13 protein-coding genes and 1 tRNA gene are annotated in these 12,367 nt (G+C 52.4%); 1 reads left to right on the forward strand and 13 read right to left on the reverse strand.

Features of this window, described 5'->3' with window-relative positions; translation table 11 throughout:
- Positions 1–153: 153 nt before the first annotated feature.
- On the reverse strand, positions 154–366 hold the full coding sequence (locus CEK71_RS03670; protein ID WP_088618115.1) for a hypothetical protein: 213 nt from the start codon (positions 364–366) through the stop codon (positions 154–156).
- A gap of 143 nt (positions 367–509) precedes the next feature.
- Here CEK71_RS03670 and CEK71_RS03675 point away from each other — a divergent pair, with 143 nt between their 5' ends.
- The gene (locus tag CEK71_RS03675; RefSeq protein WP_088618116.1) at positions 510–1,916 is read left to right on the forward strand and encodes a hypothetical protein; all 1,407 of its coding nucleotides are present in this window, start codon (positions 510–512) and stop codon (positions 1,914–1,916) included.
- Between the two features lie 92 nt (positions 1,917–2,008).
- On the opposite strand, the gene CEK71_RS03680 is transcribed toward CEK71_RS03675, so the two are convergent.
- The 12 genes from CEK71_RS03680 to ybgC all read right to left on the reverse strand — a co-directional run bounded on the left by CEK71_RS03680 (position 2,009) and on the right by ybgC (position 12,201).
- Positions 2,009–3,262, reverse strand: a complete 1,254-nt coding sequence (locus CEK71_RS03680; RefSeq protein ID WP_088618117.1) for a tyrosine-type recombinase/integrase — start codon at positions 3,260–3,262, stop codon at positions 2,009–2,011.
- Positions 3,262–3,447, reverse strand: a complete 186-nt coding sequence (locus tag CEK71_RS22400) for a hypothetical protein (protein WP_157678963.1) — start codon at positions 3,445–3,447, stop codon at positions 3,262–3,264. The genes CEK71_RS03680 and CEK71_RS22400 overlap by 1 nt, the downstream gene beginning before the upstream one ends.
- 120 nt (positions 3,448–3,567) lie before the next feature.
- Positions 3,568–3,643: transfer RNA gene (locus CEK71_RS03685), tRNA-Lys, on the reverse strand.
- A gap of 59 nt (positions 3,644–3,702) precedes the next feature.
- A complete protein-coding gene (queC, locus tag CEK71_RS03690; RefSeq protein ID WP_088618118.1) occupies positions 3,703–4,374 on the reverse strand; it encodes a 7-cyano-7-deazaguanine synthase QueC in 672 nt (223 codons plus the stop codon).
- A gap of 399 nt (positions 4,375–4,773) precedes the next feature.
- Complete coding sequence (gene queE, locus CEK71_RS03695) at positions 4,774–5,421, reverse strand: 7-carboxy-7-deazaguanine synthase QueE (RefSeq protein WP_088618119.1); 648 nt, start codon at positions 5,419–5,421, stop codon at positions 4,774–4,776.
- Positions 5,421–6,314 carry a tol-pal system protein YbgF gene (ybgF, locus tag CEK71_RS23865; protein WP_088618120.1) on the reverse strand — a complete coding sequence of 298 codons (894 nt, stop codon included), beginning with the start codon at positions 6,312–6,314 and terminating at the stop codon, positions 5,421–5,423. Before ybgF ends, queE begins: the two co-directional genes overlap by 1 nt.
- Entirely contained in the window at positions 6,315–6,914 is a 600-nt protein-coding gene (gene pal, locus CEK71_RS03705) for a peptidoglycan-associated lipoprotein Pal (protein WP_088618121.1), read from the reverse strand. It abuts the gene before it with no gap.
- A gap of 653 nt (positions 6,915–7,567) precedes the next feature.
- A complete protein-coding gene (gene tolB / locus CEK71_RS03710; protein ID WP_088618122.1) occupies positions 7,568–8,836 on the reverse strand; it encodes a Tol-Pal system beta propeller repeat protein TolB in 1,269 nt (422 codons plus the stop codon).
- A gap of 49 nt (positions 8,837–8,885) precedes the next feature.
- Entirely contained in the window at positions 8,886–10,685 is a 1,800-nt protein-coding gene (locus tag CEK71_RS03715; protein ID WP_088618123.1) for an energy transducer TonB, read from the reverse strand.
- 4 nt (positions 10,686–10,689) lie between these two features.
- A complete protein-coding gene (tolR, locus tag CEK71_RS03720) occupies positions 10,690–11,130 on the reverse strand; it encodes a protein TolR (RefSeq protein ID WP_088618124.1) in 441 nt (146 codons plus the stop codon).
- Entirely contained in the window at positions 11,127–11,801 is a 675-nt protein-coding gene (tolQ, locus tag CEK71_RS03725; protein ID WP_088618125.1) for a protein TolQ, read from the reverse strand. The genes tolR and tolQ overlap by 4 nt, the downstream gene beginning before the upstream one ends.
- Positions 11,791–12,201: a tol-pal system-associated acyl-CoA thioesterase gene (ybgC, locus tag CEK71_RS03730; RefSeq protein WP_088618126.1), complete on the reverse strand. Its 411-nt coding sequence runs from the start codon at positions 12,199–12,201 to the stop codon at positions 11,791–11,793. Before ybgC ends, tolQ begins: the two co-directional genes overlap by 11 nt.
- Positions 12,202–12,367: the final 166 nt, after the last annotated feature.

A 12,367-nucleotide genomic window follows, 5' to 3' on the forward strand; every position in this document is an offset into this window, starting at 1 on the left:
TTTTTAATATAAATATTGGGTGGTTTAAATGTGCGTTCACAATCGAGTTGCCCGTCGAATTGAAGACTTTTTATGTAAAAGTTGGGTGATGCTTGTATTTGATTTTTGTGGTTTTAAGGTCTTTTCTCCCTCCCACTGTTTTTCGTTGAATGATTAATTTTCAAGCTGGCTGTCCATACATTTGGCCAGTACCGCAGTGTTCACAAATAATTTTTTGCCGACTTTGCGGAAAGCTTTGGCAAGCCCGTTGTGCTGACGCTGTTTGACAGCCCATGCCCAGCTTTTTTTGCTGTACAGGTGCGGGAATTTTTCAGGGATGGATTGGTAGGGTATTAAGTCGGCTAACGTTGTTAATGGTTGGGTCATGGCTTTAGCCTCCTTGGGTTAGTTTATGAATGCCGTCGAGTAAAAGCGGCTTTATCTTTAAACTTAATTTATACGGAAGTGCCGACCATAACCAGCAGATAATGGGGTAAAATTGGTGCAAACCAATCTTCACTGGAAAAAATATGGCAAGAACAACACCCGAACATGAGAGGCTTGTTGATGATTTTGATGCAATCATTACCTTTTCGTATGCTTACGAATGGCAACAGTTACAGAATAATAAAATTGATGAGCTCATGGATTTAGGGGATAAAGTTCGTGAGCTCGTTTTCACAGAAGCCAGACTTTTATTTATAGGGATTGAAGACAAAATAATTGCAATCGCTAGTATCCTAAATAAGCTTCAAGAAGCTGTTGCACTAGGCAGTTGTCCTGAGGCAATCAAATGGGGAGATTTTTGGCTTAATATGCCAAAATCTATGAGTGCTCAATCCCTTGAAGATAAGTATGACGATGAGTTTCGTGATATGGTTATTATGGTGATGGGTGGACTTAGCTATTTAGGTAAGTTACCCAATGAGATACAGCCTTTTGTGACTATCAAACAAGTTGAGGAAACGCTCGTCAAAGTGGTTGATGAAATGAAGGGAGATAAAGCGGGCAAATTTAGAATGCCTCTTCATAAAGAATTAATGGCATCACTAATACACCAGCACTTTTTAAAGACGCTTTCAATCGAGCAAAATACATTCGAACAAGTCGATGCTTATGAAAAATTGACCAAAAGTTATTGTAAGAAAGCAATAAATAAATTTATTGTAATGGCGAGGATGAAATATATTGATGATGCCGTAGTCAATTTACTTCCAGTTGCAAAAAATATACATGTAGAGATTGATCGGTATTATGGCTGGTCTCAAATATGTCATAATGGGATTAAGTATGAGGAGTTGCTTGTCTGGTCAGGTGTGAAAGGATTGCCGTTAAAGGGGCATCTCCAAGATAAAGAAAATAAGGCACAGAATAATGGTGGGCTTAATGCTTTTGAATCAAATATTAAGTATGTTGCAAACCTTTATGGGCATCCTACTGTATCGAAAGGTAAATTTAAGCGATACCTGTATGATTCGAGTGTAGATTCTATACTTATCGACGGAAATTCAATCCAAAACCATCTGGTGATGATATTTCCGTATGATAAGCCTTTTCCTGATCTGCAAGATAAACTAAATAGTTACGCCAGTTATATTAGTAATAGGGTCGAAACGTATGGTAAAAATTATGGTCACTCATCGGAATATGAAGATGAAGTAAAGGGTGTAACAGCATTTATAAACTTGAAAGTCCCTTATAAAAGGCTTTCTTTGTCTGATTCTAGCAGTATTTTGCCGCATATTTGCGCGTTATTATGCCTTAGGTACGAGCGTTTAATCGAAAACTCAGGTAGATCAAAAAAGCGGCAATCGCTAGATGTATATGAGATAATAAAAAGTTTAGGTATTAGATATAGTATAGAATCTGTTGAAAAGGTGCGTAAATATAAAGAAAAAAATATGATTAATATTTTAAAAAAACTTCATAACCTATAGAGTATATTCCAGTTAGGGAAGGCTTTAGCCAATCAAGAAGTCGTTGGGCTTTCCTTTGGGAGCCGCCTTAAATTGGCTAGAGCTAAAAGACATTAAAGGCCAAAGGCCTGTGCCAATTCGTTTACAATCTGGCGTTTTTGGTCGTGGCCTTGGTGGATGTAGCGTAAGGTGGTTTGGATGCTCTTATGCCCCGCCAGTTTGGCGATTTGGTTAATTTCTTTGCCTGAGTCGGACAGTGCCGAACAGAAGCCATGCCGTAGGCAATGGAAGGTGAACTTTTCGACCCTGACGCTGCCATCGGCGTTAAAGGTGTCTTTTTCTGAAATGCCCGCCGCCTTTAACGCTTTGCTCCAAGCTTTGCGAAAATCCATCGGCTGGCTGGGTTTTTCATCGGATGGGAATATCAAGCCAGTGCCGATTTCCTGAAAGCGTTTTAGCTCGGCCATCACCACGGGGGCAAAATGCAGTTCGCGGCTTGTGCCGTTTTTGCTGTCGCCCAAATATCCCATATTGTCCTTAAAGGTCACGTCGCACCAACGCAGTTTCAGCAATTCGCCTTTACGCGCCCCGGTGGTCATTGCCATCAGCACCAGCAGGTAAAGCTTGTTCCAGTGCGATTCTTTGCAGGCCTTAAGCAAGCGTTGCCGTTCGTCATCACCCAACACGCGGTCACGGCGTTTGGTGTCGTCATCGACAACGACACTACGGACGATATTGCTGTCAACATAGCCACGGCTTAGGGCGAATTTGAAAACGCTCGATAACACGGCTTTTTTGCGGTTAATGGTGCTGGCGCGTTGGCCGTCGTCAATCATATTGTCGATATGCTCACGCAAGTCAAAAATATCAATGTCGGTCATGATACGGTCGCCGAATGTCTTGCACCAATAATCAACCCGTTGCATCTGGCCTTGATAGTCCTTTTTGTTCCAGCGGGATAGGTATTCGTCGCACACTTCGCGGAAGGTTTTGTAACGGATGCGCTTGCCAGCCTGTAGAAACAATTCAGCCCCGCCCATGCGCTCAATATCTTGCGGGGATAGTTGCAGCAACTCTTTTTTGTTTAGGGCGTTAATCGCTTTTAAACGGGCTTCGTTACGGATCGCGAACAGGTCAACCCCCAATTGCTTGAACAGCTCTTCGCCGCCCATGCTGTCGATGTCGGTATCTGACAGTGCCAGCAATTGGCAGGGGGTTAGGTTAGGAACGGTTTTGATGTTGTGTTCTAGGTTGTCTGCCCAAGCTTGGGCAAGCGGAAGGGTAGGGAAGGTCTTGTTTTTGACAATACCTTTCATGCGGACATCGGCACGGAAGTTGCCGTTTGATAGGGGGCGGATATAAGCCATTAGGCAACCCTCCCAAATACGGTGGACGGGTTACAAATTCTTAAGACGGCAGATACCGGACGGGCATCAAGCGGAAATATTTTTTGTGGGATATGGTTGTCGATAATTCGGCAATGGTTGCCGGAAAAGACTAAGCAAAGGTCAGCCAGAAATTGGCTATTTTTGAAGGGTTCTTGCGGATTCATTACGCCACCTCGTTGAGCAAACAATGCAGTGTGCGCCTAAATTTGCGCCTTGCTGCGGTTATGTTGCTTCAACTCGACGGGCAATCTTGTTGAAATCCTTTTTACATCAAAAGGATAAGATGGTGGGTCGCATGCGATTCGAACGCATGACCATCGCATTAAAAGTGCGGTGCTCTACCGGCTGAGCTAGCGACCCAACAAAGAAAGACTATTATAGTGAATTCTGCGCGTTTGGCAAGCTTTTTTTCACTTTTTTTATTGGTAACGGGTGGGGTCGTTAAGTCCGGCTTCTTGGAAGCCGGTTTTTCTTAGGCGGCAGGCGTCGCAGATGCCGCAGGCGTGGCCTTGGGGGGCGGCACTGTAGCAGGAGACGGTGCGGCTGTAGTCTACGCCTAGGCGGGTGCCTTGGCGGATAATTTCGCCTTTGCTTAGGGAAATTAGGGGCGTGTGGATGGTGAAACGTTCGCCTTCTACGCCAGCTTTGGTCGCCAGATTAGCGAGGTTTTGGAAGGCGTGGATGAATTCGGGGCGGCAGTCGGGGTAGCCGGAGTAATCGACGGCGTTGACACCGATGAAGATGTCTTGCAGTTTTAAAACTTCCGCCCAGCCTAGCGCGAACGAGAGGAAGATGGTGTTGCGGGCGGGGACGTAGGTGACGGGGATGCCGGGTTGGAGGCTGTCGGGTACGGCGATGTGGTCGTCGGTGAGCGCGGAGCCGCCGATGGCACCGAGGCCTAGGCTGATGATTTTGTGGTCGAGGACTTGGTAGTCTTTGGCGATTTGGCTGGCGGCGAGCAGTTCAGCGTTGTGGCGTTGCCCGTAGTCGAAGCTGAGGGCGTAGCAGGCAAAGCCTTGTTGTTGGGCGAGGGCGAGGGTGGTGATGGAGTCTAGTCCACCTGAGAGCAGGACGATGGCGTGTTTTTGCATGGGTGTTTTGGGTGTTGGGCTGTGGCTGTTGGGTGATAATCGGGGGGTTGGGGGCAGAACGGTAGTTGGTGCGGTTTTAGGCCTATCGTGCAAAGGCTGAAGACTCTTGTGTGCCGTTCTCTGTCGCTTAAGGAACGTGCATGAAATATAGTCGGCGTTCCATTACGTCTCTGCGTGTTAAACCCCACCCCAGCTCTCTCGGCAACCGCTCCTGCGTTGCTCTACCTCCTGCATCCATGCAGTCGCCCTTCGCAGGGGAGGGAGTTTATGGCTTCCCCGTTATACAGGCGAAAATTAAAGGAAAAACGCCCAAGGGGTTGTTGTGCTTTCGAGTTTATTTCATGCACGTTCCTAAGTGGCGGTATCGCTATCCATAAAACGCCCACCAATTATACGCTTTTATTTGCCTTGGGCATCGTTCCACAGCAATTTATGGAGTTGGATTTGGAAACGCACGGGCAAACGGTCGCGGAGGATTTTTTCGGCCAGTTCGGTGGGGTTTTGTTGTCCGGCGATGGGTGAGAACAGCAGTTGGCAGCGATCGGCCAGGGCGTGTTCGGCCATGATGGCTTTTGACCATTGGTAATCCCCGTCGTCGCCGATGACAAATTTCACTTGGTCTTGGGGCGTGAGGTGGGCGATGTTGCTGTAGAGGTTTTTGTCCAGTTCGCCGGAGCTGGGGGTTTTTAAGTCCATGACTTTGACGATGCGCGGGTCTACGCCGGACACGTCAAGGGCACCGCTGGTCTCTAGGGAGACGTGGTAGCCTTGGTCGGCGAGGTGGCGGAGCAAGTCTAGGCACGCGGGTTGCGCGAGGGGTTCGCCGCCAGTGACGGTGACGTGGCGGCATTGGTAGGCGGCGACTTGCTCAAGGATGGTGCTGAGGGTGGTTTTTTGCCCGCCCGTAAAGGCGTAGGCGGTGTCGCAGTAAACACAGCGTAAGGGGCAACCCGTCAGGCGGACGAACACGGTCGGCAGGCCGACGGTGTTGGCCTCGCCTTGCAGCGAGTGGAAAATTTCGGTGATGCGTAGGGTGGTGTCCACAATTATTGGCTGATGTTGAGGGTGAGCAGTTTTTTGGTGGCCGCCCGTGCGGCGGTGGTGTTGGGGTATTGGCTGGTGACTTGGGTCAGGTAGTCGCGGGCCTTGTCGGGGTGGTTCTGGTCGAGTTCGATTTTGCCGAGCATGTACAGGGCATCGGCTTGTTTGGCGCTGTTCGGGTAGTTTTTGCCGACGTTGCTAAAGGCCTGTTTGGCGGTTTCGGGGTCTTTTTTGACCAAGTAGGCTTCGCCTAGCCAGTATTGGGCGTTACCCGCTAAGCCGCTGTTGGGATAGGTGGTCAGGTAGTTGTTAAAGCCGCTGATGGCGTCGTCGGTATGGCCGCTTCTGAGGGCAAGGTAGGCGCTTTTGTAGGCGGCGTTTTCGGCATCGGAAACGACGGGGGCGGGCGTTTTGGCAACAGGTGCGGCGGGCACGGGTGCGGCGGCGGGCGGGGTCGCGTCGATGGGGGGGCGCGGGGTATCTGCGGCACGCGGCGGCGCCGGTTCGGCGGCGGGCGCGGGGGCACTGGCATCGCTGGCGGGGGCTTCGGGTACGGGCGCGGGCGTGTCGGCACTAGCGCCGCTTGTGCCTTTACCTTCTAGGCTTTGCAGGCGGTCTTCTACGTCGCCGAGCCGGGCTTTTTGCTGTTTTTTCAGTTCGGCGATGGTGTTGGCTTGTTCTTCTACTTTTCCGGTGAGCTGTTGGACTTCGGTTTGTAGTTGTTCCAAGCGCCCCGTCATTTCCATTAGGGAGCTGGTGGAAGGCGAGGGGGCGATGTTATTAGCCGCTGCCGCCGCTGAGGGCGGGTAGGCGGAGTTGTCGATCACTTCCGGCAATGCCTGTACGGGGCTGTTTAGGCCGCAGTACGCTGCTAAGAGAATAACGAGGCGTTTGTTCATTTATTTACCTTGATAGTTGATTTCGACGCGGCGGTTGAGTTCCCACGCGGCTTCGTCGCTGCCCATGGCGGCGGGTTTTTCTTCGCCGTAGCTGACGACACCGATTTGGCTTTCGGATACGCCTTGGATTTTTAGGATGCTGGCGACGGATTTGGCGCGTTGCTCACCTAAGGCGACGTTGTATTCACGCGAGCCGCGCTCGTCGCCATGGCCTTCCAGGGTGATGTGCTGGGAAGGGTTGGCCAATAGGTATTGGGCATGGGCGGCGATGACGGGGACAAAGTCTTGTTGGATTTGGAAACTGTCGAGCATGAAGTAGATGGTGCGTTTGGACAGTGGGTTGCTGGGGTCGCTGAATTCGGGGCCTAAGCTGGCTGCGCCGTCACCATAGCCGCCGTTCGCGCCATAGCCGGAACCGGAGCCGCCCATTTCGCTGCCGTTGAGGCTGCTGTCGCCATTGAGGCCGCTGGTGGAGGCGTCGCCGATGCCGCTGGTTTGGTCGCCTTTTAGCAGGTCGGTGTTTTTATCGTCAGTGTCCGCGCAAGCCGTCAAGAGCAGGGTGCTGATGGCTAATACTAAAACGGTGTGGGTTAGTTTCATGGTAGTGTTTTCCAGGTTTAGAGGTTTTGGGAATTTATGGGGGCTTTACCTATTGCCCGCCCGGCTTAGAAGCCGTAAGTGTCGGCTTGGGGTTTAAGGAACGTGCATAAAATTAAGTGGGCGTGCATATATCTTTTAACATTTGCGAATTAAACCCCATCCCAGCCCTGTCGGCAACCGCTCCTTGCGTTGCTCTACCTTCTTTACACCCCAGAGGGTGTGCATCCATGCAGTCGCCCTTCGCAGGGGAGGGAGCATCTTCCCCGTCGAACAAGCGAAAATGGGGGAAAAAGCCCCTCCCCCTGGCAAGGGGGAGGCTGGGAGGGGGTTACGGAGATACCAATGTTAAATGTTAAAAGATATATGCACAGCCACTTAAGTGGGTATTCCATTGCAGCACAGCGCGTTAAACCCCACCCCAGCCCTCCCCTTGGCAGGGGAGGGAGCTTATGGCTTCCCCTTGTACAAGCGAAAATTAGGGGGAGGTTGGGAGGGGGTTGCTGTACTTTCGCCTGTATAACAGGTTTTATTTCATACCCGTTCCTAATTGAATGGCCTACAGGGTATAGGTAAAAACGTTAAGCTTGCCTGCCATTAACGCTGGCATGTCGGGTAGAACCGCTTGCCCGACCTACGTTGTTAGGTTGTTTTCTTTACTGCGGCGACCAAGCGGGTTCGCGGACTTCGCCGTTGGTAAATTGCAGCTTTTGTTGCATTTTACCATCGACTGACACTGCCGATAAGAAGCCGGCGCCGCCTTTTTTCGAGGCATATAAAATCATCGTGCCGTTGGGGGCGAAGCTGGGCGATTCGTCGGAAGGCCCGGCGGTCAGCACGTTGATGCTGCGGCTGGCCATGTCCATGACGGCGATGCGGTAGCCGCCCTTGCCGCCGTGTACCATTGCCAAGCTTCTGCCGTCAGGGGAGAAGCTGGCGCGGGCATTGTAGTCGCCGGAAAAGGTGATGCGTTTTTCGTCGCCGCCCCGGCTGGAGACCATGTACAACTGGGGTTTGCCGCCCCGGTCGGAGGTGAACACCACGGCGCTGCCGTCGGGCGACCAAGTCGGTTCGGTGTCGATGGCGGTGCTTTTGGACAGTCTGGTCAAGGAGCGGGAGCCTAAGTCGAGGACGAAGATGTCGGGGCTGCCGTCTTTAGATAAGGTCAGCGCTAAGCGGGTGCCGTCGGGCGACCAGGACGGTGCGCCGTTAATGCCGGGGAATTCGGCGACGCGTTCGCGTTGGCCGCTGGCTAAGGTTTGGATATAAATTGCCGCCGAGTGCCGCTCAAATGAGACGTAGGCCAAGCGTTTGCCGTCGGGCGACCAAGCGGGCGACATTAACGGTTCGCGCGATGAGGCGACGGTCTGCGGGTTAAAGCCGTCGGCATCGGCGACTTGCAACTGGTGGTTTTGTTTGCCGCCGCTGGTGATGTAGGCGATGCGGCCACTGAACACGCTTTTTTTGCCGGTGAGCTTTTCAAAAATCAAGTCGCTGATGTGGTGGGCGGTGCGGCGCAGGTCGTTGGCGGAAGAGCTCATTTTGTAGCCGAGCATTTGCCCGCCTTTGTTGACATCCAGCAATTGGAACTGCACGTCGTATTGGCCGCCGTTGTTGTTGACTTTGCCGACCACGAGGTAGTCTTGCATCAGCGATTGCCATTCTTTGTAGTTCACTTGCGCGGCGCTGTTGGGCAGGCTTTGCATGTTTTGTTGCGCCATCATTTTAAAGTAGCCGCTACGTTCGAGGTCGGCGTTGACGATGCTGCTGATGTCGACGGGGGCGGCGGTGGCGGCAAACGGCACGACGGCGACGGGCAGGGCGCTTTCGGTGCCGCCAGTGACTTCGATGGTCAGGGCGGCGTAGCTAGTGCTGATGCTTAAGCTGCACAGCGCGAGCAAGGCGAGATTTTTTAAAAAAGTCATGCGTTGGCCTCTGTTTTTAAGATCGTGGTTCGTCATGGGTAACGGGGTATCAGGGGTTAAATTTAAAGGTCAGTGGTCTAAAATGTTTGGCAAATACTTCCGGGTCTTTTGATACGGGCAACGGCGAGGCACGGTTAACGGCGTTAATCGCCGAGTTGTCGAACATTTCGTCACCACTGCTGGAAATGACTTCGGCATCGAGGACTTCCCCACTAGGGGTCAGCCGTACTTGTATTGTGCAATGCAAGCCTGCCGCCGCGTCGGGCGGACGTATCCAACTCCTTTCCACTTTTTGTTGCAATTGTTTGATTATACCTGCTAATTCGGCTTCTGCCTTAGCTTTGGCAGCGGCTTTAGCGGCAGCTTCCGCTTTGGCCTTAGCTTCGGCTTCTGCCTTGGCTTTAGCTGCCGCTTCGGCCTTGGCTTTTTCGGCGGCTTCGGCTTTCGCTTTGGCCTCGGCTTCTGCCTTGGTTTTAGCGGCAGCTTCGGCCTTAGCTTTTTCAGCGGCTTCGGCTTTGGCTTTTTCAGCGGCTTCCGCCTTGGCTTTGGCGGCAGCCTCGGCTTTGGCCTTAGCGGCGGCCTCGGCCTTTTCGGCCTTGGCGGCTTCGGCAGCTTCCGCCTTAGCTTTGGCGGCAGCCTCGGCTTTGGCCTTAGCGGCGGCTTCGGCTTTTTCGGCCTTGGCCGCTTCGGCGGCTTCCGCCTTGGCTTTGGCGGCAGCCTCGGCTTTGGCCTTAGCGGCGGCTTCGGCTTTTTCGGCCTTGGCGGCTTCGGCAGCTTCCGCCTTGGCTTTGGCGGCAGCCTCGGCTTTGGCCTTAGCGGCGGCTTCGGCTTTTTCGGCCTTGGCCGCTTCGGCGGCTTCCGCCTTGGCTTTGGCGGCGGCTTCGGCTTTGGCCTTAGCAGCAGCTTCGGCTTTTTCGGCCTTGGCGGCTTCAGCGGCTTCCGCCTTGGCTTTGGCGGCGGCCTCGGCTTTGGCCTTAGCAGCAGCTTCGGCTTTTTCAGCCTTGGCCTTTTCTGCGGCTTCTTCTTTGGCTTTCTCAGACTTTTCAGCCTTGGCCTTTTCGGCAGCTTCCGCTTTGGCTTTCTCAGACTTTTCGGCCTTAGCCTTTTCTGCGGCTTCTTCTTTGGCTTTCTCAGACTTTTCGGCCTTAGCCTTTTCTGCGGCTTCTTCTTTGGCTTTCTCAGACTTTTCGGCCTTGGCCTTTTCAGCCGCCTCTTCTTTAGCCTTCTCGGCTTTTTCAGCCTTGGCCTTTTCGGCGGCTTCTTCTTTGGCTTTCTCGGTTTTTTCGGCCTTAGCCTTTTCGGCGGCCTCTTCTTTGGCTTTCTCAGACTTTTCAGCCTTGGCCTTTTCGGCAGCTTCCGCTTTGGCTTTCTCAGACTTTTCGGCCTTAGCCTTTTCTGCGGCTTCTTCTTTGGCTTTCTCAGATTTTTCGGCCTTGGCCTTTTCGGCAGCTTCCGCTTTGGCTTTCTCAGACTTTTCGGCCTTGGCCGCTTCCGCCTTAGCTTTTTCTGCGGCTTCTTTCGCTTGTTCTTTGGTTTGGGCGGCCTCAGCTTTCGCTTGTTCCGCTGCTTTGGCGGCGGCTTCGGCTTGCGCCTGTTCGGCGGCTAAGGCTTCTTGTGCGGCACGTTCTTGGGCTTGTTGCTCTGCTGCTTTGGCGGCATCTAGGGCTTGCTGTTGCGCTTCAATCTCGGCGGCATCGAACATGGTGGCATGGATGATGTCTTCCGAGGGTTGCTTGGGTTCGGGGCGTTGCGGTTTCAGCAAGGCCGTGAGGACAAACAAGGCCAACAAGGTAAAGTGTAAAGCTAATGCCAGAAGGAAATAGCGGGAATATCGTCTGTTACTGGCCATTTCACTATTGGTCTTCTGATTTTGCTTTGGTGCTGAAGCCTACTTTATCGACACCGGCATTTTTTAAGTCCGCCATGACGGTAATCACTTTGCCGTATTCGACGCTTTTGTCGGCGCTGATGTAGACTTGGGTCTTGGGTTTTTTCGCCAAAGCGGCAATGACCAACTCGGTGATTGCTTCCGGTTGGATCATCAGGTTGTCGGCATCGTCTATTTTAATGGAGTATTGGCCGGATTTTTCAATGGAGATGATAATCGGCGGGTCATCGGTCACTTCGACGGCTTTCGACGAGGCTTCCGGCAAATCGACATCCACGCCAGTCTGCAACATGGGCGTAGTCACCATGAAGATAATCAGCAGCACGAGGGTAACGTCGATATACGGCACGACGTTGATTTCTGCCATCGGCTTGCGGCGGCCATTCTTTTTGCTCAATTTGCTCATTTGCTGTGGGCCTGTCTTTGTAATAATACAACAAATTCTTCCACAAACAGTTCGTAACGTCCGGTCAGGCGGTCAAGGCGGGTCGAGAAGCGGTTATAGGCGATAACCGCCGGAATCGCCGCGAACAGGCCGATGGCGGTGGCGATCAGGGCTTCGGCGATACCGGGGGCGACTTGCGCCAAGGTGGCTTGTTTGACGCTGCCTAAGGACATGAAAGAGTTCATAATCCCCCAGACGGTGCCGAACAGGCCGATGTAGGGGCTGATGGAGCCGACGGTGGCGAGGAAGGCCAGATGCTCGTCGAGCCGCTCCAATTCGCGCGACAGTTCGATGCGCATGGCGCGTTGGGCGCTTTCGACCTGCACCATCGCTTCGACCCCGCCTTGGTTCATGCGGGAAAATTCTTTGTAGCCCGCGAGGAAGATTTTTTCGATGCCTTCGGGGGCGAAGTCTTTAGCGGCCAGTTTGCGGTACAACTCGGCCAGGGCGATACCTGACCAGAATTGTTCTTCAAATTCATCCGTGATTTCGACCGCGCGGTTCAGCTCTTTGCGTTTGCCGAAGATAAATGTCCAGGAAGCCACGGAGGCGGTCGCTAAGACCAGCATGACAAACTGGACGACAAAGCTGGCTTCGGTGACTAGGTGAAAAATGGATAAATCAGTGTTCATTCGTTAACTGCTCAAGTAAATAGTGGGGAATAACGGTGGGGCGCAGGGTATCGGCATTCAGGCAGGCAATGCGGATCTGTCCGGTCGCCAAGGTTTTATCGCCCAGCATGACGCTTTGGGCAAACATCAGGCTGGCTTTTTTGGCCTCGGTCACGGCGGCGCTGACGTGTAAAAGCTCATTAAAACGGGCGGGGCTTAAATAGTCAACCTGTACTGAGCGCACGACAAAAATAATGCCTTCCTGGGCGCGTAAAGTGTCTTGCTCATGCCCCATAGCGCGGAGCATTTCGGTGCGGGCGCGTTCAAAAAATTTCAGGTAGTTGGCGTAAAACACCACACCGCCTGCGTCGGTGTCTTCGTAGTAGACCCTGATGGGCCAAGTAAAGGGCTTGGGCTTCATTATAATGGTTTGTGGGGCGGTAGTTTTGGAACGGCGTTGGTTTGGCGGTAATGTAGGGTGGATACTTATGCTATAAAGAGATGGGTTCTATAAAGCTGTTGGGGCTTTTTATCGTGCGATTATTGGGATTTTAAATTGGCTCTATCCAAAAAATTATACGGCAATA

Source organism: Methylovulum psychrotolerans (assembly GCF_002209385.1).
In the GTDB taxonomy this organism is placed as follows: Bacteria; Pseudomonadota; Gammaproteobacteria; order Methylococcales; family Methylomonadaceae; genus Methylovulum; species Methylovulum psychrotolerans.

Excerpts from the sequence above, each read along its gene's own strand:
- CEK71_RS03670 (WP_088618115.1), bottom strand. The coding sequence starts at position 366 with ATGACCCAACCATTAACAACGTTAGCCGACTTAATACCCTACCAATCC.
- CEK71_RS03675 (WP_088618116.1), top strand. The coding sequence starts at position 510 with ATGGCAAGAACAACACCCGAACATGAGAGGCTTGTTGATGATTTTGAT.
- CEK71_RS03680 (WP_088618117.1), bottom strand. The coding sequence starts at position 3,262 with ATGGCTTATATCCGCCCCCTATCAAACGGCAACTTCCGTGCCGATGTC.
- CEK71_RS22400 (WP_157678963.1), bottom strand. The coding sequence starts at position 3,447 with ATGAATCCGCAAGAACCCTTCAAAAATAGCCAATTTCTGGCTGACCTT.
- queC (WP_088618118.1), bottom strand. The coding sequence starts at position 4,374 with ATGCAAAAACACGCCATCGTCCTGCTCTCAGGTGGACTAGACTCCATC.
- ybgF (WP_088618120.1), bottom strand. The coding sequence starts at position 6,314 with ATGAACAAACGCCTCGTTATTCTCTTAGCAGCGTACTGCGGCCTAAAC.
- pal (WP_088618121.1), bottom strand. The coding sequence starts at position 6,914 with ATGAAACTAACCCACACCGTTTTAGTATTAGCCATCAGCACCCTGCTC.
- tolB (WP_088618122.1), bottom strand. The coding sequence starts at position 8,836 with ATGACTTTTTTAAAAAATCTCGCCTTGCTCGCGCTGTGCAGCTTAAGC.
- CEK71_RS03715 (WP_088618123.1), bottom strand. The coding sequence starts at position 10,685 with ATGGCCAGTAACAGACGATATTCCCGCTATTTCCTTCTGGCATTAGCT.
- tolR (WP_088618124.1), bottom strand. The coding sequence starts at position 11,130 with ATGAGCAAATTGAGCAAAAAGAATGGCCGCCGCAAGCCGATGGCAGAA.
- tolQ (WP_088618125.1), bottom strand. The coding sequence starts at position 11,801 with ATGAACACTGATTTATCCATTTTTCACCTAGTCACCGAAGCCAGCTTT.
- ybgC (WP_088618126.1), bottom strand. The coding sequence starts at position 12,201 with ATGAAGCCCAAGCCCTTTACTTGGCCCATCAGGGTCTACTACGAAGAC.